The organism is Oceanicola sp. D3 (assembly GCF_006351965.1).
GTDB lineage: Bacteria > Pseudomonadota > Alphaproteobacteria > Rhodobacterales > Rhodobacteraceae > Vannielia.
Genome location: NZ_CP040932.1, coordinates 1,063,156 through 1,083,384, shown reverse-complemented (window position 1 = coordinate 1,083,384; position 20,229 = coordinate 1,063,156). Strand labels below are relative to the sequence as shown.

23 protein-coding genes and 1 tRNA gene are annotated in these 20,229 nt (G+C 64.7%); 5 read left to right on the top strand and 19 right to left on the bottom strand.

The features are described 5' to 3' along the window. The first annotated feature begins 103 nt into the window (after window positions 1–103). On the top strand, window positions 104–1,210 hold the full coding sequence (locus FHY55_RS05555) for a CaiB/BaiF CoA-transferase family protein (protein WP_140013236.1): 1,107 nt from the start codon (window positions 104–106) through the stop codon (window positions 1,208–1,210). 124 nt (window positions 1,211–1,334) lie between these two features. Here the strand turns inward: FHY55_RS05555 and FHY55_RS05550 are convergent, their stop codons facing one another. The 4 genes from FHY55_RS05550 to FHY55_RS05535 form a co-directional block, all read right to left on the bottom strand. Then, window positions 1,335–2,738 carry an aspartate aminotransferase family protein gene (locus FHY55_RS05550; RefSeq protein ID WP_254695428.1) on the bottom strand — a complete coding sequence of 468 codons (1,404 nt, stop codon included), beginning with the start codon at window positions 2,736–2,738 and terminating at the stop codon, window positions 1,335–1,337. Window positions 2,739–2,797: 59 nt separating this feature from the next. Beyond that, on the bottom strand, window positions 2,798–3,496 hold the full coding sequence (locus FHY55_RS05545) for a hypothetical protein (RefSeq protein WP_140013235.1): 699 nt from the start codon (window positions 3,494–3,496) through the stop codon (window positions 2,798–2,800). A gap of 101 nt (window positions 3,497–3,597) precedes the next feature. Continuing rightward, entirely contained in the window at window positions 3,598–6,765 is a 3,168-nt protein-coding gene (locus FHY55_RS05540) for a chemotaxis protein CheB (protein WP_168222939.1), read from the bottom strand. Between the two features lie 179 nt (window positions 6,766–6,944). Beyond that, window positions 6,945–7,418 carry an Rrf2 family transcriptional regulator gene (locus FHY55_RS05535; RefSeq protein WP_140013233.1) on the bottom strand — a complete coding sequence of 158 codons (474 nt, stop codon included), beginning with the start codon at window positions 7,416–7,418 and terminating at the stop codon, window positions 6,945–6,947. A 200-nt stretch (window positions 7,419–7,618) separates the two neighbouring features. On the opposite strand from FHY55_RS05535, the gene FHY55_RS05530 reads away from it, so the two are divergent. After that, window positions 7,619–7,885, top strand: coding sequence for a hypothetical protein (locus FHY55_RS05530; RefSeq protein ID WP_140013232.1), 267 nt, complete (start codon window positions 7,619–7,621; stop codon window positions 7,883–7,885). A gap of 75 nt (window positions 7,886–7,960) precedes the next feature. Here the strand turns inward: FHY55_RS05530 and FHY55_RS05525 are convergent, their stop codons facing one another. The 15 genes from FHY55_RS05525 to FHY55_RS20435 form a co-directional block, all read right to left on the bottom strand. Beyond that, window positions 7,961–8,146, bottom strand: a complete 186-nt coding sequence (locus FHY55_RS05525; RefSeq protein WP_140013231.1) for a DNA gyrase inhibitor YacG — start codon at window positions 8,144–8,146, stop codon at window positions 7,961–7,963. Then, on the bottom strand, window positions 8,143–9,171 hold the full coding sequence (locus tag FHY55_RS05520) for a ribonuclease E/G (protein ID WP_140013230.1): 1,029 nt from the start codon (window positions 9,169–9,171) through the stop codon (window positions 8,143–8,145). Before FHY55_RS05520 ends, FHY55_RS05525 begins: the two co-directional genes overlap by 4 nt. Next, window positions 9,168–9,746, bottom strand: a complete 579-nt coding sequence (locus FHY55_RS05515) for a nucleoside triphosphate pyrophosphatase (protein ID WP_140013229.1) — start codon at window positions 9,744–9,746, stop codon at window positions 9,168–9,170. Before FHY55_RS05515 ends, FHY55_RS05520 begins: the two co-directional genes overlap by 4 nt. Before the next feature lies 1 nt (window position 9,747). Continuing rightward, window positions 9,748–9,966, bottom strand: a complete 219-nt coding sequence (gene infA / locus FHY55_RS05510) for a translation initiation factor IF-1 (protein ID WP_074254530.1) — start codon at window positions 9,964–9,966, stop codon at window positions 9,748–9,750. Window positions 9,967–10,090: 124 nt separating this feature from the next. Further along, window positions 10,091–10,486, bottom strand: coding sequence for a low molecular weight phosphatase family protein (locus tag FHY55_RS05505; protein ID WP_254695491.1), 396 nt, complete (start codon window positions 10,484–10,486; stop codon window positions 10,091–10,093). Window positions 10,487–10,551: 65 nt separating this feature from the next. After that, complete coding sequence (locus tag FHY55_RS05500) at window positions 10,552–11,031, bottom strand: UPF0262 family protein (protein ID WP_140013227.1); 480 nt, start codon at window positions 11,029–11,031, stop codon at window positions 10,552–10,554. A 69-nt stretch (window positions 11,032–11,100) separates the two neighbouring features. Further along, window positions 11,101–11,793 carry a DUF4272 domain-containing protein gene (locus FHY55_RS05495; protein ID WP_140013226.1) on the bottom strand — a complete coding sequence of 231 codons (693 nt, stop codon included), beginning with the start codon at window positions 11,791–11,793 and terminating at the stop codon, window positions 11,101–11,103. Next, window positions 11,790–13,091: a histidinol dehydrogenase gene (gene hisD / locus FHY55_RS05490; RefSeq protein ID WP_140013225.1), complete on the bottom strand. Its 1,302-nt coding sequence runs from the start codon at window positions 13,089–13,091 to the stop codon at window positions 11,790–11,792. The genes FHY55_RS05495 and hisD overlap by 4 nt, the downstream gene beginning before the upstream one ends. A 21-nt stretch (window positions 13,092–13,112) precedes the next feature. Next, entirely contained in the window at window positions 13,113–13,631 is a 519-nt protein-coding gene (locus FHY55_RS05485) for a GNAT family N-acetyltransferase (RefSeq protein ID WP_168222938.1), read from the bottom strand. Further along, entirely contained in the window at window positions 13,628–14,110 is a 483-nt protein-coding gene (locus FHY55_RS05480; protein ID WP_254695427.1) for a DUF2948 family protein, read from the bottom strand. Before FHY55_RS05480 ends, FHY55_RS05485 begins: the two co-directional genes overlap by 4 nt. A gap of 206 nt (window positions 14,111–14,316) precedes the next feature. Next, on the bottom strand, window positions 14,317–15,339 hold the full coding sequence (locus tag FHY55_RS05475; protein ID WP_140013223.1) for an acyltransferase: 1,023 nt from the start codon (window positions 15,337–15,339) through the stop codon (window positions 14,317–14,319). A gap of 151 nt (window positions 15,340–15,490) precedes the next feature. Next, window positions 15,491–16,765 (bottom strand): UDP-N-acetylglucosamine 1-carboxyvinyltransferase, encoded by a 1,275-nt coding sequence (gene murA, locus FHY55_RS05470; RefSeq protein WP_140013222.1) that lies wholly within the window; start codon window positions 16,763–16,765, stop codon window positions 15,491–15,493. Then, window positions 16,758–16,928, bottom strand: coding sequence for a hypothetical protein (locus FHY55_RS20440; RefSeq protein ID WP_168222937.1), 171 nt, complete (start codon window positions 16,926–16,928; stop codon window positions 16,758–16,760). The genes murA and FHY55_RS20440 overlap by 8 nt, the downstream gene beginning before the upstream one ends. A gap of 9 nt (window positions 16,929–16,937) precedes the next feature. Further along, window positions 16,938–17,939 carry an HEXXH motif-containing putative peptide modification protein gene (locus FHY55_RS05465; protein ID WP_140013221.1) on the bottom strand — a complete coding sequence of 334 codons (1,002 nt, stop codon included), beginning with the start codon at window positions 17,937–17,939 and terminating at the stop codon, window positions 16,938–16,940. Window positions 17,940–17,960: 21 nt separating this feature from the next. Beyond that, on the bottom strand, window positions 17,961–18,134 hold the full coding sequence (locus tag FHY55_RS20435; RefSeq protein WP_168222936.1) for a hypothetical protein: 174 nt from the start codon (window positions 18,132–18,134) through the stop codon (window positions 17,961–17,963). Window positions 18,135–18,215: 81 nt separating this feature from the next. On the opposite strand from FHY55_RS20435, the gene FHY55_RS05460 reads away from it, so the two are divergent. The 3 genes from FHY55_RS05460 (at window position 18,216) to FHY55_RS05450 (ending at window position 20,221) form a co-directional block, all read left to right on the top strand. After that, window positions 18,216–19,187: a hypothetical protein gene (locus FHY55_RS05460; RefSeq protein ID WP_140013220.1), complete on the top strand. Its 972-nt coding sequence runs from the start codon at window positions 18,216–18,218 to the stop codon at window positions 19,185–19,187. Window positions 19,188–19,298: 111 nt separating this feature from the next. Further along, window positions 19,299–19,373, top strand: a tRNA-Thr gene (locus FHY55_RS05455). Between the two features lie 353 nt (window positions 19,374–19,726). Further along, window positions 19,727–20,221: a fasciclin domain-containing protein gene (locus FHY55_RS05450; RefSeq protein WP_140013219.1), complete on the top strand. Its 495-nt coding sequence runs from the start codon at window positions 19,727–19,729 to the stop codon at window positions 20,219–20,221. Window positions 20,222–20,229 lie beyond the last annotated feature (8 nt).

Below are 20,229 nucleotides of genomic sequence, written 5' to 3'. Positions count from 1 at the left end.
CCGGCTGCCAGAAGGGGATCGTGAAAACCTTCCGTAGAAACGCAGTGTTTCCGCAACAGGGAAGTGGCGCTAGGGTGCCGCGACAAAGCTATGGGGAGGCAGGATGAAACCGCTTGAAGGGCTGAAGGTGATCGAGATGGCGCGGATCCTAGCGGGGCCGTGGATTGGGCAGGCGCTGGCCGATCTGGGCGCGGAGGTGATCAAGCTGGAGAGCCCGGACGGCGACGACACCCGCAAGTGGGGACCGCCCTTTGTGGAACGCGACGGCGACGTGAGCGCGGCCTACTTCTACTCGGCCAACCGGGGGAAGGTGAGCGAGGTGGTCGATTTTCGCAGGCCCGAGGGGCAGGCGCGGGTGCGCGAGTTGGTGGGCGGTGCCGACATTCTGATCGAGAACTTCAAGGTGGGAGGGCTGGCGAAATACGGGTTGGATTACCCGGCGCTGTCGCAGGTGAACCCGGCGCTGATCTACTGCTCGGTCACCGGCTTTGGGCAGGATGGGCCCTATGCGCATCGGGCGGGCTATGACTACCTGCTGCAGGGGATGAGCGGGCTGATGGATATTACCGGCGACCCGGAGGGCCAGCCGACGCGCTTTGGCGTGGCCGTCACCGATATTGTCACCGGGCTATACTCGACCATCGGCATTCTGGCCGCCGTTGAGCAGCGGCACAGCACCGGCAAGGGGCAGCACATCGACATGAGCCTGCTGGATTGCGCGGTGGCGATGCTGGCCAATCAGGGGATGAACTACCTCGCCACCGGGGTGCCGCCGGAACGCACGGGCAGTTGGCATCGCAACCTTGGCCCCTATCAGGTGGTGCCGGTGAAGGACGGGCATATCATCATCGCGGTGGGCAATGACGGGCAGTTCCGCCGGTTTTGCGGCGTGCTGGGGCTGGAGGCGCTGGCCGATGACGAACGGTTTGCCACCAACCCGGGGCGGGTGACCAACCGGGAGGTGCTGACGCCGGTGATCGAGGCGATGACCTCGGGCTGGGAGAAGGCCAAGCTGCTGGCGGCCTTCGAGGCGGCCACAGTGCCGGCCGGGCCGATCAACGATGTGGGCGAGGCGCTGGCCGATCCGCAGGTTGTGGCGCGCGGGATGCAGATTGATCCGGAGGGCGTGCCGGGGCTACGGGGACCGTGGAAGTTTTCGGACGCGGAACTGGCGCTGGAACGCACGGCACCGGTGTTGCCGAAAGGGTGAGGCGGGTGGTGGGCAGATTGCCCACCTGAGTGCAGGCTTAAGGGTCATCCCCCGGTCTGAGCCGGAGGATCTCCCGGGTGGCGAGAGATCCTCGGGTCAGGCCCGAGGATGACGGGGCGTTCGATCAACCGTGTTCGGCGGACACGTCCTTGAGGGCCTTCTCGACGCCGGTGAGGACTTCGTTCACCTGCTCTTCGGTGATGATCATCGGCGGGCAGAAGGCGACGGTGTCGCCTAGGTTGCGGGCGATGACGCCGTGGTTCATCAGCGCCGCGCCCATTGCCGCGCCGAGGGCGCCCACGGGCTTTTCTTCGCGGGCCTTGGCCGGATCAAGCTCCAGCGCGGCGATCAGGCCGATGCCGCGCATTTCGCCCACGAGGTCAAACTCATCGGCCAGCTTCTTGAGCCCGGCGCGCAGCGGCTCGCCCTGTTTGGCGGCATTGGCCACCAGCCCGCGCTCTTCGATGATGGCGATATTCTCCAGCGCCACGGCAGCGCCGACCGGGTGGCCCGCGCCAGTAACGCCGTGGCCGAGCGTGCCGATGCGGCCCGATTCATCCTGAATGGGCGCATAGGCGCGCTCGTTGAGGAGCACGGCGGAGAGCGGGAAATAGGACGAGGTGATTTGCTTGGAGCTGACCATGATATCGGGCTTGATGTCGTAGGTCTGGCTGCCCCAGAGGTTGCCGGTGCGCCCGAAGCCGCAGATCACCTCATCGGCGACCAGCAGGATGTCATACTTCGCCAGCACGGCCTGAATTTTCTGCCAGTAGCCCTTGGGCGGCACCACGACGCCCCCTGCCCCCATCACCGGCTCGCCGATGAAGGCGGCGATGGTATCGGGGCCTTCGGCTTCGATCATGGCCTCAAGGTCGGCGGCACAGCGGGTGGCGAACTCTTCCTCGCTTTCGCCGTCCTGCCCCTCTTTCCAGTAGTGCGGGCAGGTGGTGTGCAGGATGCCCTGAATCGGCAGATCGAAGCTGCGGTGGTTATAGGGCAGCCCGGTGAGCGAGGCGGAGGCGACGGTGACGCCGTGGTAGCCGCGCAGGCGGGAGATGATCTTTTTCTTCTCCGGCTTGCCCAGCGCGTTGGAGCGATACCAGAGGAACTTGACCACGGTATCGTTGGCCTCGGAGCCGGAGTTGGTGAAATAGGCCTTGCTCATCGGCACGGGGGCGATGCTCACCAGCTTTTCGGCAAGGTCGATGGCCGGGCCGTGGGAGCGGTGGGCGAAGGTCTGGTAGTAGGGCAGCTGCTTCATCTGGGCGGTGGCGGCCTCAACCAACCGCTCTTCGCCAAAGCCCACCCCGACAGACCAGAGCCCGGCCAGCGCCTCGACATAGCGCTTGCCCTGATTGTCGTAGACATAGACCCCTTCACCGCGCTCGATCACCGTTGGGCCGAGCTCCTGATGCAGCTCGGCGTTGGTGTAGCTGTGCAGGTGGTAGGCGATATCGCGGGCTTCGGGCGAGTTGGGCGTGTGGCGGTTCATGGCGTGGCCTTTCGATGCAATTTCGCGGCCCAGCATGCAGAGGCGCGGGCGGATGTCACCCCCCGAAGCGACGGGGGCCGCCACGGCACCGCGCGTTAACGCACGATCAGGGGCCGGGGCAGGCGAAAGCCCTGAAGGGCGGAGGGCGCATCATCGGCAATTCCGCGCTTGCTGGCCTGTGGCTCCTCGTGGGGCTGGGCGAGGTAGCGGGTGAGCAGGCCGGTGTAGAACTCAAGATCGTGTTTTTTGCCCTGAAGCGTTGCCAGCCGCGCCGCCACCCTCTCGGCCCCCTCCTTGCTGTCGGTGGCGGCCCCGTCGAGGCGGAGCATGTCGAGGCAGGGCAGGACCAGATCGAGCAAAGCACTGGCGGCAACGTAATGCAGCGCCGTCTCTGCGGCGCGTTCGGTGCGGTGCTGGGGCTGGAGCATGGCCTGCACCGCCCCGAAGGCACGCTGGAAGCGGACCCAGACCTTCTGGATGCCGTTGAACACGGCCTGCGTCGCCACACGCACTCCGACGAGCGACAGGTGGGAGATGGCAATATTGACCTCGCCATCGGCAAGAAGCCCGCGCTCGTGCGAGGTTGGCAAAAATGGCATGAGCTCAGCCACGAAGCCCGGGGTAAAGGCCTGTTTCAGCGGTTGGGGCACGTTGAAACTTGTGCGGGTGCGGCTTCCCGGCAGGTTGAACTCGACCCGCTCGGCAAACCACTCGCCTGTCTGGGTATCTCTGAAGAGGGAAATCGCAATTTGGCTAAAATTTTCGCCGTCTTCGAAGCCATTACCTGTCACCATCTCGCACGCCTTGTCGCAACCATCTCGGGAGGTGGCGATCATCGTCCAAAATTAGTTACCACAGGGTTAACGCCGGAGCTCAGACGGTAGGAGATCGGCAATCATTTGCGACGGCGCAGAACGCCAAAGGTATGTGAAATCTTGCCCGCGTCGTCGCGCAGCACGCGGCACTTGCTGTGATAGGGGATGCGGCTCCCATCCTGCCGCTGGATCTCGCCTTCGAACTCGAAGTCTTCGCCCTGCTTCATGGCCCTGTCGAGCAGGCTCCTGACGCGATCCGCGCTTTCCGGGGTGAGGTGCTTCAGCGCCGTCGCGATCTCGGGCTGCTCGGTTCGATCCACCCCAAGCAGGTCGTAGAGTGTGGGATTCCAGTAGTTTATGCCATTCTGGATATCGTAGGAATAAACGCCAAGCCCTTCGTCAGAGGTGATCTCGTTGTAATGGCGCAGCAGCATGCTCTCGGTTTGCATGCGGGAGAAATCGCGCACCACGCCGATCAGGCCGACGACATTGTTCAGCCGGTCGGTGACAACTGTGCCCGAGCTTTCGAGCACCGCCAAGCGACCATCGGGGCGGATGACGCGGGCGGTAAAGTGGAAGCCGGAGCGCTCTTCGAGAGCCTTGTCGATGCGGCCGCGCACAACTTCACGGTCGTCGGGGTGCAAATATCCGATGGCCCGATCAAGCGACATCGTTCCGGTTTCCGGGGGGAGGCCGTGGATGTGATAAACCTCTTCCGACCATTCCACCTCGGTATCGGGAAATTGAACCCGCCAGGTGCCGATCTTGCCAAAACGGCGCAGCGTGTGGATGAGCGAGGTTTCGAGGGTGCTTTCGAGCGGGATGACCATGACCACAATCCCGATCAACTCATCGGTGCCGCTGGTGAGCGGGACAATGGTGAGCGTGAAGTTCCGCTGACCGCTGGAGAACTGCCGCGAGACGTTCTTGCGGTTAAGCAGGGCTTGCGAGCAAAGGTCGACAACGGGGGGGAAGCCTTCGGGCAAGTGGCACTGGGAGATGTGGCCCATGGACTGGCCGCGGGTGCGCAGCTCGAATTGCTCGACAGCCCGGCGCGAAGCGTGGCGGATCAGCAGGCCCTGATCGAGCATGAGCATGGTTGTAGGCAGCCCATCCACGATGCCGTTCAGCTCCGCCGTGGTGCGTTGCAGCTCGGTGGAGTTTACGATCAGCTCCTCGTTGACGGTGATCAGCTCTTCGTTGGTTGATTGCAGCTCTTCATTAGAGGTTTCGAGCTCTTCATTGGTGCTTTGCAGCTCTTCGTTGGAGCTTTGAAGCTCTTCGTTGAGCGACTGCAACTCTTCGTTGGAGGTTTGCAGTTGCTCCATCGTCACGTTCAGCGCCTCGCGGGTGCGGGCAAGCTCGGTTTCGATGTAGGTGACGTAATCGCCCTGCTCTTCCTCGGTTGCCTCGGGGGTGGTGCGCATCTCGGTTTCGATGGCCAGCAGCACGTAGGGCTCTTCACGGCCCTGCGGCTCCATCGGATAGACCACGAGCCGCGCGTGGTTGAACCCCTGCCCCTCGATACGGTGCCATTGGCCGGTGCGGGACTTCATATTTTTTCGGGCCACCAACAGAAGAGTGGTGCTTTCATTGGCGAGCGGGGCCTTCAACAGGCGCAGGCTGAAGCCTTTGAACACGGAATCGGTGATCTGGCAGAAGGGGGCAAGATCGCCATAGACCTTCAGAACGGCACCCTCAGCGCTTACCAGCACCGCCGTTTCGGCGAAGCTCTGGACCAGCGCGTGAAAGTTGCTCCAATCGTGCAGGTTGTCGCCGCCCTTTGCCTTGTCTTGCGTCAGGATCCTGCGGCTGGACCGGATGGCATGGGTGGAGCCGAAGTTGGTCATATCAATCGGCGGGGTGCTGCGCTTGGCGTAGATCTTGGCTGCCGGATCGAGCTGGATGAAATGGCTTTCGATGGTGCCAGCGGTTTCGGAAGTGCCCAGAAACAGCATGCCATCGGCGGAAAGCGCATATTGAATGCGCGAGAGCACGCGGTCTTGCAGGGTGTTGTCGAAGTAGATCAGCACGTTACGAATGCTGACGAGGTCGATCGACATGAACGGCGCATCCTGAAAGATGTTGTGCCGTGTGAACATGACGCAATTGCGCAGGCTCTGTTTGACGATCACCCTATCGCCGGAAATGTCGAAGTATTTCTCAAGCAAGTCGGGCGGAATGTCATCAGCGGCGCTGCTTGGATAGGAGCCGCGCCGCCCCACCGCGAGGGCGTGCTCGTCGATGTCGGTGGCAAAGATCTGGAGGCTGTCCTTGCCCAGCGCGTCGAGCCCGCCGGCTGCCTCGGCATAGAGCGCGGCGATGGAATAGGCCTCTTCGCCGGTGGCGCAGCCGGGCACCCAGATGCGCATCTTGGCGCCCGGTTTTGCGGTGACCCGATCCTGCAACACATCGCGCAGCACCGCGAATTGCTCGCCATCGCGGAAGAAGCGTGTCACCGAGATCAGCAGATCCTTGTAGAGCGCCTCCACCTCCTCCTGACTGCGGCGGCAGAAATCCACGTATTCGGCCTGCGAAGTGATGCCTTTGGCCACCATCCGGCGGTGCACACGGCGGTTGATCGTGCTTTCCTTATACTGGCGAAAGTCGACCATGGTGTGGGCCAGCAGGATTTGGAAGAGGTCGGCGTTTTTGGTCGCCTCCTCGCCCATTTTCTTGAGCTCTTCGAGATCGCGCGGCTGGCTGAGGATCTTTTCGAGGTGTTGGCCGATTTGTTGCGGTGTCAGCACCAGATCGACGCAGCCGGTGCGCACGGCGCTGACCGGCATGGAATCATACTTTGCTGAAGCGGGCTCCTGCGCGATGGTGATGCCGCCCGCCTCGCGGATCGCCTGCACCCCGTAGCTGCCGTCGCTTCCGGTGCCCGAGAGCACCAGCCCCATGCAATGCGCACCCAGCCCCTCGGCCAGCGCATTGAAGAGCCTGTCGGCGGAGGGTTTGGGGGTGGCAGGGTGGCCGGACGGATTAAGCCGCAACAGCTTGCCATCTTCAAACCCCACGTCGCTTCCGGGTGGCGGGATATAAATCGTGTCGGCCTTGGGCTCTATCGGGCCTGTTATTTCCCTGACGTCAAGGTTGGTTTCACGCGAGAGCAGCTTGACCAGCATGCTCTCATGGCTGGGCGACATGTGCTGGGCCAGCGCAAAGGCGCAATTCAGCCCTTTTGGGAGGTTTTGCAGGAAGAGAGACATCGCCTCCAACCCACCTGCCGAAGCTGCGATCCCCACCAGGACTGGTGGTTCTTTCGGTGTCTTACCCATCGTTCCCCAGGCACTCTGAAAACGAGGCGCGAAAGTGCCTCGGGCGTTTTTCTAGCACCGGTTGTGGCGGGTGGCCATGCTATTTGGGGCTGAAGAGCGCCGGTTTATGCGGCGTGCCAGAGGGGAGCGCGGGCGGCAACGCACTGCTAGGGCGAGACCCTGCACTCTGGTACCACAGGCGCGCCGGCTTGCTGGGAAAACAACACCTCCAAGCCGCTGTCACCGGCCACCAGATGCTCCAGCGTCACGTCATCGAGCGCCTCATAGAACGCGGCAAGCGCCTGCTCCAGCGCCGGGCGCAGGCGACATGCGGAAATCAGCGGACAGGTGTTGTCATCTTCCGAGAAACACTCGGCAAAGGGCAGCGCGGCCTCGAAGTGGCGAAACACCTCGCCCACGCGCACCTTTTCGGGCAGTGCGGCCAGCTCGACCCCGCCTGACCGCCCACGGGTGGCGCGGACGTAGCCGTGGCGATGCAGCACGGGCACCACCTGCATGAGGTGATTGACCGAAACATCACAGGCCCGCGCGATATCAGCAGAGCGGTGCTGGCGGCCCGGATAGGTTGCGCAGAACATCAGCACGCGCATGGCAAGGTTGGTTCGGGTCGTCAGGCGCATCTGGCGAGATTCCTCATTGCGTGCCTGCAGGTTAGCTGGGGCCGAACCGCGCTCACATGACATGGATCAAACAGCGGTGGGGCGTGCGGTGCTGTCGGGAAGCGTTATTCACCTTCGCCTAGGGTCTCCCCGGTTCGCGCGCAGCCATGGCGAGGGCCGCCGACGCGCATGACATCAGCAACAGAAAAGAGACCGACACAATGCACGATCCCTTCAAGAACCGCTCTCCCAGCCTCTCGGGGCCCGCGACCGATATCATTCCGATCACCCCGGCTGACGGCACCGATCTGCCCAGCGTTTGCGTGGCGCTCTACGTGGAAACCGGCGGCACCCTTGCCATCACCACCCAGGCCGGGGCCGCGCGCAGTGTGACGGTGGGCGACAGGGCGATTTTGCCGGTGGGCACGCGGCAGGTGGCGGCCACGGGCACGACCGCCAGCGGGATTCATGGGTTTGTTGTCAACTGATCCAGTGTGAAGAGGTGGCGGGTGGCTGTTGTGGCCCCTGCCCCAGCCCTCCCCGCGCCCGATGTCGCGGCGGCGCTAATGCGGCTTGGGCGGGGTCTCGTCACCGCTCAGGCGGAGCGCCTCTTCGATGTCTTCAGGGTCGTCCGAGGGCACCGCGTAGGCACCGGTGAGCCATTTGCCGAGGTCGAGATCGGCGCAGCGGCGGGAGCAGAAGGGGCGGTACTTCGGGTCGGTGTCCTTGCTGCAGATCGGGCAGGTCACAGGGCCTCCTCGGGCAGGGTGAGAGAAAGCGGCAGGCGCTCGCGCTTTCTTTGCATCTCATACTGGCCAAGCGGCGTCCACCCGGCGAGCACCGTCTCGATCGGGTCGGCGCGGAAGGCGGCCTTGATGCTTTGCTCCAGCTGCTTGCGCTGCCCCTTGGGCATGGGCGCGAAATCCACCACGATGCGCCCGCCGAGGCCACGCAGCCGCAGCGCACGCGGCAGGGCCTTGGCGGCGGCGATATTGGCCTTCAACGAGGCGGCGGGAGACATATCTGCGCCGGTGTTCACATCCACCGCAACCAGCGCGCGGGTGGGCTCGACATAGAGCGTGGCGTCCCCTGCTTGCTCGCGCGGCCCCTGAAGCGCGGCGAGCGCATCGAGCACGCCGTGGCTTTCGAAGCCGCCGGGCTCGGTTATCACCTCGGCAGGCTCGGTCCACTCGCGCCAAGCCAGAAGATGCGGGCCGTCGCCGGGGTAGATCTCGCCCAGCTCGCCCTCAGAAAGCGCGGCTTCGGCGGTGGCCAGCATGGTGGCAACGTCCTCGGCAATTTCGCTCTCCTCGGCCCCGACGCAGGACGAGCGCAGGATCAGCCCCCAGTCGCGGCCTTCCAACGCTTCCAACGCAGCAAGTTTGAGCCTGTCGCGCTCGTCCTCGTCGCGGATCGAGCGGGCGACGTTCACCCCCGGGGCATCGGGGGTGACGATGACGTATCGCGATTTGAAGGTGAGGCTGCGGGTGACGGGCGGGGCCTTTTCAACCTCGGCAAAGCCGGTGACCTGCACCACCAGCGCCTCACCGGGTGCGATGCCCTTGGCTTGACGCAACCAGAAGCGCTGGCCCTGCGCAGCGAGGAAGATGCCCCCCTGCCCTTTCGCCTGACGCTCCGCCTTGGCGCGCCAGATCGCGCCAGGCCGGACGGTGCCGGGGGCTTCGATGAGCAGATCGTGCAGGCGGCCGTCGACCATGAGCGCGGCGGCTTCGCGGCCAGCCACGTGATCGAGAATGATCTGGCGTCCCTTCATGATGTCTCCCCATAAAGCGGGTAGCCTGCGGCGACCAACAGTTGCGCGGTTTCTGCTACCGGCAGGCCCATCACGGCAGAGTAACTGCCGGAAATCCACGGGATAAAGGCCCCGGCCGGGCCCTGAATGGCGTAGCCGCCAGCCTTGCCCTGCCAGTCGCCGGTTTCGAGGTAGGCGAAGATCTCGGCCTGCGAAAGGCGCTTCATCCTCACCGATGTGACCACGTCGCGCTGCCACATCCCGGCCTCGCTGCGCACGGCCAGCGCGGTGATGACGCGATGCCTGCGGCCCGAAAGCGCGCGCAGAAACCCCGCCGCCTCGGCCCGCCCCTCGGGCTTTCCGAGGATGCGGCGGCCAAGGGCCACGGTGGTATCGGCGGTGAGCACGATTTCACCCGCGCCGGGAGGCAGCGCCTCGGCCTTCTCGACGGCCATGCGGCTGCAATAGGGGCGCGGAAGCTCCCCCTTGGCCGGGCTTTCATCGATATCGGCGGCGCGGATTTCGTCGGGTGTGATCCCGAGTTGGCCCAGCAGCTCGCGACGACGCGGGCTGCCGGATCCGAGGATGAGTCGCATCTTACCGGAAGCGGTAGTTGATGCGGCCCTTGGTCAGGTCATAGGGCGTCATCTCAACCTGCACCTTGTCACCGGTGAGGACGCGGATCCGGTTTTTGCGAAGTTTTCCTGCCGTATGCGCAATGATTTCATGGCCGTTTTCCAGCTCGACCCTGAACGTCGCATTAGGCAGGAGCTCCTTCACGACACCGGGAAATTCGAGCAGTTCTTCCTTGGCCATGGTCACTCCATTGTTGCACTGTTGCCGCACTGTGGCGGACGCGGCACTAGATGCGCTCAAAGGGGCAACAAATCAAGCGGAAATCGAGTTCCCTCGGGCGCTTGTGACCTTTTTGACCGGCAGGCTACTTTTGCGTCGGCGGGCCGAAGCGCTGCCTCATCCGGTCAAGCAACTGGTCGCGCACCTGACGGTAAACGCCCATCTTGGCCTCCCGGGTCTCGCCAAGGCCGGAGGGGTCCATGATGGGCCAGTATTCGACATCAAGGTGGAACACCCGCGTCATCTCCAGCGCCTGCCGCTGGGAGGCCGGGGAGAGGGCGACGATAAGATCGAACCCCGAAAGATCATCGCCCCATTGCTGCATTTCCTCGAAGCTGCGCGAGCGATGGCGGTGCAGCTCCACCCCGATCTCGTCGCAGACGGCGATGGCAAAGCCGTCGACATCGAGGTCGTTGTAAACCCCGGCTGACTGCACATAGGCATCGTGGCCGTAGAGCTTTTTCATCAAGCCTTCGGCCATTGGCGAGCGCACGGCGTTATGGTCGCAGCAGAAGAGAACCGAGGAGGGGAATGCCTTGCCCAAGCCTAGCTCCCGAAGTGCAGAACGCAGATGAGGGTGAAGAGGCGGCGGGCAGTGTCGGTATCGACCTCGGCCTTGCCCTCCAGCCGCTCCTGAAGCACCCGAGCGCCCTCGTTGTGGATGCCGCGGCGGGCCATGTCGATGGCCTCGATCTGGTGGGGGGGCAGCTTTTTGACCGCGTCGTAATAGCTTTCGCAGATCTGCCAGTAATCCTTCACCACCTGCTTGAACGGCGAGAGCGAGAGGTGGAAGGCGCCGATCTCGTTGTCCTGCTCGTCGGAGATGTCGAACACCAGCCGACGCTCACGGATGCACAGGTGCAAGCGGTAGGGGCCGGGGGGCATTTCATAGCCGTCTCGACCCGTTGGGATAAAGCTGTTGTCTTCCAGCAGGTCGAAGATGGCCACCTTGCGCTCCTGCTCGATCTCCGGCGTGGGAGGTGGCAGGTTGTTGTCGTCGATCTCTATCTGGCAGATGCGGCTCATGGGCGCGTGTCTCCGTGGCTTCGGAAAGAAGTAGCGCCTGCGGGCCGTTACTGCAATGCAGCGAAGGTCTCAGGTGTCGGTTGACACGTCATCCCACGGTTGCCCGCCGTGCGCGCCGATGAGCCAGTTGAGCGCATGATGGCGCTCCCAGATGACATCGGGGTAAAGGCCTGCGGGCGGCGGGGTGCCATCGAGCCGGGCCTGACGGGTGGCCCAGTGGTAGCGATAGATTAGATCGGCCGCATCGAGCAGTTCGGCCTGCGGGCGCAGCTTGGCGCGGGCGCGCAGCCCCTCGGTGCCGAGGCTGCGGAGCGTGTCGGCCATGCGGGGCACGTCCATGATTTCGCTGGGATATTTCAGCTCGTCGTAGATGCCCAGCGCCCAGAGCATCACCTCCACCGTCTCGTAGCGCCATGCAAATTGGGCGCGCATGCTTTGGTCTGGCTCCGGCGCGTCCATGAAGGCCTGCTCAGCCGGGGTGAACCAGCCCTCGGCCCCGAACTGGACGGTGAGCGAATGGCCCAGCGCGGCATCGCCGGTTTCGCCTTTCACGGCGACGATGGCCAGCGCGATGGTGCGGCGGATGACCTCATCGTCGCTGCGGCGAATGCTTTGCGCCTCGGTCTCGATCTGCGGGAGCGAGGCAAGGTAGGGGACACCCTCTTGCGCGAGCTGCGCGATCGAGGCGGCCTTGCGATCCTCCGCCTCGCCCGCATGGAGCGCGGTGGCGAGGAGGAGCGCGAGGAAGGCGGCGCGGATCATCGGTTGAGTTTGTCCAATCGGGCGCGGACGGAGAGGCCGTGGGCTTCGAGGCTCTCGGATTTTGCGAGGATTTCCGCCGCTGGGCCGATGGCGCGGAGGGCTTCGGGGGTCAATTTGGCCAACGTGGTGCGCTTGAGGAAATCCATCACCGAGAGGCCCGAGGAGAAGCGGGCGGAGCGGGCGGTGGGGAGCACGTGGTTGGGGCCGCCGATGTAATCGCCGATGGCTTCGGGGGTCCACTGGCCGAGGAAGATGGCGCCGGCGTGGTTGATTTTTTCGCTGAGTTTCTCGGGGCTTGCGACGCAGAGCTCGAGGTGTTCGGGGGCTATGCGGTCGGACAGGTCTGCCGCCTCGTCGAGGCTGCGGACGGTGATGACGGCGCCGTTGTCGCGCCAACTTTCGCCTGCGATTTCGCGGCGCTCGAGGGTTTGCAGGCGGGTGTCGATGGCCTGTGCAACGGCCTTGCCGAAATCGGCATCGGTGGTGATGAGGATCGACTGGGCGGAGGCGTCGTGCTCGGCTTGGGAGAGCAGGTCGAGGGCGAGGAAATCTGGGTCGTTTTCGGCGTCTGCGATAACCAAGATTTCAGAGGGTCCGGCGATCATGTCGATGCCCACTTTGCCGAAGACCCGGCGCTTGGCGGCGGCGACGAAGGCGTTGCCGGGGCCGGTGATTTTATCAACCGGAGCAATGGTTTGCGTGCCATAGGCCAGCGCCGCCACGGCCTGCGCCCCGCCGATGCGGTAGATGGTTTTCACCCCGGCGAGGCGGGCGGCGTAGAGGACGAGGGGGTTGGCTTCGCCGCCGGGGGTTGGGCAGGCGATAACGAGGCGGTCGACGCCTGCGACCTGGGCGGGCACGGCGTTCATCAGCACCGAGGAGGGATAGCTGGCGAGGCCGCCGGGGACGTAGAGGCCCGCTGCTGAAACAGGGCCCCAGCGCCAGCCGAGGGTAGCCCCATCCGGGTCGGTCCACTGGGCGTTTTCGGGCATCTGGCGGACGTGGTAGGCGCGGATACGGTCTGCCGCCAGCTCCAGCGCGGCGGCCTCGGCGGGGGGCACGCGGGCGCAGTGCTCTTCGATCTCGGCCTCGGAAAAGGCAAGGGTTTCAGGGGTTAAGCTGAGGCGATCGAACTTTTCAGTCAGCTCGATCACCGCCTCATCGCCGCGGGCGCGGACGTCGGCGATGATCGCCGCGACGGCCTCGTCCACATCGGGCGCATCCTCGCGCTTGGCGTTCAGCAGGGCCTGAAACTGGCCTTCGAAATCGGCAGCGGTGGTATCGAGAAAGACGGGCATGGGCTCTCCTTTGAGAGCCTCTTACCCGCCTGCCGGGCCGCTCTCAAGACGGTCCAGCCGCAACATCATATGCAGCTCGTCGTGGTAACTTCCGTTAACGCAGAGCGCACGGGGGCTGCGACCCACCTCGACGAAGCCTTCGCGCAGGTAGAAGGCGTGGGCGCGGGGGGCGGCGGAGGAGACATAGAGCTCCACCTGCGCCACGCCGCTCTCACCGGCCAGCGCAAGGGCCGCGCCGAGCAGATCGGAGGCCAGCCCGGTGCCGCGATGGGCGGGCTGGAGATAGACCGACATGACAAAAGCGCGGTGGCCGATCTTGGGGCCGTCCTCACGCATGAAGAGCAACATGCCGACTAGCTCATCGCCCGCAAACGCGCCGAAATTGTCGCCCATTTCCAAGCGATTGGCATAGTCGAGATCGGTCTTGCCCTGCGCTTGCGAGAGGTCTTCGCCAAACGCTTCGGGGGCCAGTTCAAGCGCTTCGAGCCGCAGGGCGCGGAAGCCTTCCGCGTCGGCTGGCCCAAGCCGCCGGATGCTCACTCTTCTGGGTGCTCCGGGGCCTTGCGGGAGGGGGCGACATAGGGGCGGGTGACATCCTTGAGCACCACGTCGAGGCACTCGACGGAAAGGCGGATCGCCCCATCGCCCGCCAGTGTGAGGGTGAGCGTGCCGGTGCCGTCTTCGCCCTCTTCCCAAGCGATGGCCAGCAGTGACAGGATTGTATCGGGCTCGGACCGGTCGATTCCCATTGTTGCCACGCCCAGCACATCGCCCACGCGCAGCACCGACTGCACCCGCTCATAAGGGCGCTTGCGGGCCTCGGCGCGGGCCTTGTCTTCCCAGCGGAAGCGGTTGAGCAACAAGGCAAATTCGCGGCTCGCCTTGTCATACTTCATCTCGGTGATCGGAAAGACCGCATCTTGCACCAGCGCAGAGACGATGGGCACGGAGCCGTCATCCATTGCGGCGAGGTAGATCGGGCGGTCTGCCCCGTCTTCAAACTTGGCGTCTTCAGCCACGATGAGCCTCCGGGGGCGGAATTGCAGGTAATTCTTGCATCACCTGAAAGACATAGGGGTTTCGGCGCAGCCTCACAAGCCGCCCCTGCCCCACCGTCCCGGCAGGTTAACAGGCGGCGATCTGTTAAGGAGAGTTAATGGGCCACAAGCGATGCACAAGTGATGCACATCCCATGCATACGCGGTTTTCGCACGCTTCGGCGGGGTTAACCCGTCGCACCGTGCAATGGCGCAGAGGGCCTGATGCGCTGCGTGCGGGCGTTGCCATAGCGGCGCAACGGTGCCTCCAGCCAGCGGAAACTTGCAGCCGCCAGCGCAAGGGAAATGACCAGGGTGGCCAAGAAAGTGACGAGAGGTGGCAGCGCATCACGCAGCAGCACCGACAACGGGTAGTGCCAGAGATAGACGCCATATGAGAGTTGGCCGAACCAGACGAGGGGACGCAGGCCAAGAACACGCGCCACGACCCCGGCGCGCCCCGAGAGCAGGGCCATCAGAAGCACGGCCGTGGCAAGCTCGGTGAACGTGATCCAGAGCAGAAGGGCGCCGTAGCTGCGAAACACGGCCACCGTGACCGCCGCCGCAAGCACGAGCAGCGCGGCCGCACAGGCAACGGGCGCGTGATGCATTTGGCGGCGCGGCATGGTGGCGAGAAGCCCGCCGAGAAACAGGCCGGAGCTGTGGGCGAAGGGGCTATAGAACCCGCCGCCCCAGTCCCCGCTCAACGCAAAGACGACCCGGCAGAGCGTAACGGCAAGAAACCCCGCCATCAGCGCGGCCTGGAGTTGTCGGGCGGAGCGCAGGACGAAGGCGAGCAGAGCGAGCAGGACATAGAACTGCATTTCGGCGGCGAGAGACCAAGTGTGCACGCTGTAGCTGGCGTAGCCCAGCACTGCCCTGTCGGTATTGCCCAGAAAAAGCGCCGCGTTCAGCAGCGCGGCGGGGCTGCCCAGCCCGACAAGCCAAAGGGCCAGCGCAAGGATGGCGCAGAAGGCAAGGAGCAATGGCCAGAGCCGCCAGAGCCTGCGGGAAAGAAAACGGCGGAAACCGTCGGGTGAGAAGCTTTCGATCTGCGGGACAAGCAGAGAGGTGGTGAGGAAGCCGGAGAGAACGAAGAACAGATCAACCCCGAGAAACCCGCCACCGAAGCCCGGCAGGTTGGTGTGAAAGGCCAGCACCACGATGGCGGCAAGAGCGCGCAGGCCGTCTATTTCCCGGTGATATGTCATCGGCCCCGATCCGTTGTCTGACGCAGATTGTCAGACAAAGGTGGCTAAAGGCCGGCGGTGATGTGTCTTGGCGAATAAATGCGCCCAAGGCGGGAGTGCCGGGAGCCCAACCAAACATGCTCTGTGCCTTGGCCGCGGACGGTGCCGGCGGTCAGTCGCCCTCTTGCAGACGCTCGATGTGAGCGCCGACGCCGGAGAGTTTGCGCACGACGTGCTCGTAGCCGCGGTCGAGGTGGTAGACGCGGCTGACGACGGTTTCGCCCTCGGCGGCGAGGCCGGCGAGGATGAGGGAGACCGAGGCGCGCAGGTCGGTGGCCATCACCGGGGCGCCCTTGAGCTTTTCGACGCCGGTGACGGTTGCGTGGCCGCCCTGCACATCAATGTTTGCGCCCATGCGGATCAGCTCGGGGGCGTGCATGAAGCGGTTTTCGAAGATCTTCTCTTCCAGCACCGAGGTGCCCTCGGCGGTGCACATCAGGGCCATCATCTGCGCCTGAAGGTCGGTCGGGAAACCGGGGAAGGGTTCTGTCACCACATCGACGGCGCGGACGCGGCCATTCTTGCGCTTCACCTTCAGGCCGCGGTTGGTTTGGGTGACCTCGATGTCGGCCTCCTCCAACTTGTCGGCAAAGGCCCCGACCAGCGCGCGCTGGCCGCCCAGCAGCTCGACCTCGCCGCCGGCGATGGCGGGGGCGAGCATGTAGGTGCCAAGCTCGATGCGGTCGGTGACGACGGGGTGGGTTGCGCCGTGCAGGCTGTCGACGCCCTGAATGGTGATGGTGCCGGTGTCGGCCCCTTCGATCTGCGCGCCCATCTTGGTGAGGCAGTTCGCAAGGTCGACGATCTCGGGCTCGCGGGCGGCGTTTTTGAGCACGGTTGTGCCCTTGGCCAGCACGGCGGCGAGCAGGGCGTTTTCGGTGGCGCCGACGGAGACGAGGGGGAAGGTAAACTCGGCCCCGGTGAGGCGACCGCCGATGGCCTTGGCGTGGACGTAGCCATCGCGCAGATCAAGCTCGGCGCCCATTGCCTCCAGCGCCTTCAGGTGCAGATCAACCGGGCGTGCCCCGATGGCGCAGCCGCCGGGGAGCGACACAACGGCGTGGCCATCGCGGGCCAGCATGGGGCCGAGCACGAGGATGGAGGCGCGCATCTTGCGGACGATATCGTAATCGGCCTTGTGGTTGTTGATGTCGTGCGAGGACATGGTGAGCACCTTGCCCTCTTGCAGCGAGGTGACCTCGCAGCCGAGCGACTGGAGCAGGGCTGTCATGGTGCGGATGTCGGAGAGGCGCGGCGCGTTGGTGAGCGTCAGCGGCTCTTCGGAGAGCAGCGTGGCCGGCATGAGGGTGAGACAGGCGTTCTTTGCGCCCGAGATCGGAATATCTCCCGAGAGGGCACCGTTGCCCTTGACCACGATTCTATCCATTGTCGCCCTCTTTACCGCTCGGCTCTGCCGTTTCGTTTGTTGTCTTGCCGGATTGCGCCCCAGACCGTGCCTTGGCCTGCGCCTTGCGGCGGGCCATGTTGGCCTTGAGCGCCTGCTTCAGCCGCTCTTCGCGCGACGCTGCCGGTTTGTCGCTTTTGCTCATGAAAGAGCTTTAGGACAAGGGGCGGGCGGCGTCCATCCCTTGGCGGGCGATCCAGTGGCGGGCGTTGTCGATGATGCGCTGCCCGGTGGGCGAGAGGATGCCGTGGGCGTCGACCACCGACAGGCCGGAGGCGAAGTTGGCGCGGTCGGCCTCGGCGGCCTTGAGGGCTTCGGCCTTTTCCTCGGCGCTTAGCAGGCCGGAGGCGGCGAGGCCTTCCATCGCCCAGGCCATCCGGGCGGAGACGAAGGTGGCGTGGTAGATGCCATCCATCGGGCGCGGGTCGGCGCGCAGGGGCGAGGGGAAGCGCTCGTCGCCGGGGTTCAGGACGAGGGGCTCTTCGATGGTGAGGCCGAAGAGGAGGGAGTGGGCGCTTTCGTGGGCCAGCACCTCGGCGATGGCGAGGCGGGTGGTGTGGAAGCGCGGATTGAGCAATAGAAGGCCCCAGAACTGGTAGTGCGATGCGCCATCGAACTGCACGGTGGCCCCTTCTGGGGCGGTGGCGCAGACGACGTGATGGACAATGGTGGTGATCTCGGCGTGGAGCGCGGGCAGGCCGTGGCGCAGGAGGTCGAGGCCTGCGGAGAGGCGGGTGGCAAAGGCGGTGGCGGTTTCGGGCGGGACGGGGGCGAAATTGGCGGCTTCTTCGCCCATCTGCCGGTTCATCAGGTCATCGAGCGCCCCTGCTCCGCCGCGTGGCGAGACATGGAAGGGTGCGCGGCCGGTCTGAACATCTGCCAGCAGCGCCTCGGCCTCGGCCTCCAGCCCTGCCTCATGCCCGTCCAGCAGGGCGGTGCCGATGATGTAGTAGCGGGCGAAGGCCTCGGGGCCGACCCGCTTCGTTTTAAGCAGCCGGGCGGCCTCGGCAAGGGGTGCGGCGGCGGGGTGGCCCGCCTCGGCGCAGGATTCGGAGAGATGCGTGAGGCTCGCGGCAAGCTCACGGTGCATTCGCACATCGGCAAAACCCGCCCGATCGGCATCGGGCGGGAAGGCCAGCAGGTTTTCAGGTGTCATGTCGGCTGGTGCCGCTCAGGGTCAGGCCAGGGTAACGCCGCCACCGCCTTTCTTGCCGATCTTCATATCCATCGGGCTAGTGACCTTGTTCCCGACAGCTGCGCCTCCACCCTTGCCACCCATCTTGAGCCCACCGGAGCCTTCGGCTTCAAGGCGGAAGCCAAGTAGTTTCTGCTGTTCAATCTTGATCGTCATTGAAAGATCCTTTCACAATCCATAGTGCCAGATTAACCTTTACGTCACCCAGCCTGTCAATACGTTGAATTGAGACCAAAGATGCCCGGCCTGCCCCGCCTTGTGATTTATGCGACCGCCCGGCGGCTGAATACTTTCAGAGAAATTCGGGCGAAGGCCCCCAAGGCGGGCTTCAAAGTGAAGCTGATGGGCTATGAGGCGGCGGCGCGGCGGGGGCGGCTGCCGGCGGGAAGTGCGATCTTTACCGATTTCGAGCGGATGTCGCCGCCGTGGCTGGAAGTGGCCGCCACGTTGCGTGCGCGTGCCGCGGCAACGGGTGCGCCGGTGCTAAATAACCCTGCGCGCTTCCTGCCTCGCGCGGCGCTTCTGAAAGCGTTGCAACGCGCGAGCGTCAACCGGTTTGGCTGCTGGCTGCCCTTGCTAGGCGAGCGGCCGGAGCGGTTCCCGTGCTTTTTGCGGACGGGCTGGGCCCATCGGGGTGTGATCGGCGACCTTCTGGAAGATGCGGCGATGGCGGACGCCGCGCTAGAGGCTGCGCTGGAGGCCGGGCACACGTTGCACGACCTGATGTTCATCGAATACGCCGGGCTGGCACGCGAGGGCGGCGTTTTTCGCAAGCGGGCGGCCTATGCGGTGGAGGGTGAGGTGACCCCGGCGCTGACGGTCAGCCAGCGGCATTGGGTGGCCAAGTCGGGCGAGTTGGGTGCGGCCAGCGCCGCGCAATACGCCGCCGACGAGGCCGAGATGCACGCTTACCCGCACAACGAGATGGTGCGCCGGGTGATGGACTTGGCCGGGCAACAGTTTGGCCGGGTGGACTTTGGCCTGACCGAAGAGGGCGTGGCGGTGTTTGAGTTGAACACCAATCCCTACATCCGCTTTGGCACCGGCCACCCCGACCCGGAACGGGTCAAAACGCAAGAAGGCATAGAGCGGCGGCTGATGGAAAGCCTCGCCGGGCTCGCCGCGCGCGGCACCGGTGCCCCGCCCGCGCAATTGAAGGGAGCCTTCGGCTGGCGCGCAAGGTTGAAAATGTCGCCTAAAATGCCGTGAGGGGGGCTTGCATCGGAGCGCGACTGATGTAAAAGCCCCCACACGCTGCGCGTCGGCGCTTCGGGCAAGGGGCCTCTGAGTCTGCCGAATGGATCGAACGCAACAAGAGATGCTGTGGTAGCTCAGTGGTAGAGCACACCCTTGGTAAGGGTGAGGTCGAGAGTTCAATCCTCTCTCACAGCACCATCTCTCTCTGCTCAGATCGACCTGCGGTCCAACCCGCCCTGCGGCGACCATATTCTTTTTGGTCTTGATGCCCTCTTCGCCTTCACGGCCACGGCTTTCGCCCCCTCCCCAAAATCAGCGAGTGTTCGGGGCCATGGCTTATACCTAGAGTTGTTTCTGTCGGAACTCCCTCCCGCACCGCGGCCTTGCCGACAGCGCCCGCCTTTCCCCTGAGGCGGGCGCGTTTTTTATGGCATGGCGCCGTGGGCTGCGGGTGTTCCTGTTGAAAAAGTGAACCGCCGCGAGGTTGGGGGCGTAACCTGTTCAACTCCGCACAGGCTGCGGGGCTTTTGGGAAACAGTGAGGACCAGACAATGAATATCATCACACTGACGAAGGCCGCAGTGGTTTCGGCGGCGCTGGCCGTTTCGGGCTGCACCACAACCGGCAGCACCAGCGGGCCGGACATCGTGGAGGTTGCGCAATCGGCCGGGAGCTTCGAGACGCTGGTGGCGGCGGTTTCGGCGGCGGGGCTGGTTGAGACGTTGCAGGGGCCGGGGCCCTACACCGTTTTCGCGCCGACGGACGAGGCCTTTGCGGCGCTGCCTGCGGGCACGGTGGACGACCTGCTGAAACCGGAGAACCGTGACACGCTGACGGCGATTCTCACCTACCACGTGGTGCCGGGCGTTGCCGAGGCCTCCGACCTTGCGGGGCGGCGGGTGAGCGTGCTGACGGCCAATGGCGGCAAGCTGCGGATCGACGGCAGGCACGGCGGCGTGCGGGTGAACGACGCCATGGTTGTGAGTGCTGACGTTCAGGCCTCCAACGGCGTGATCCACGTGATCGACAAGGTGCTTTTGCCCTGAGCCTGCCA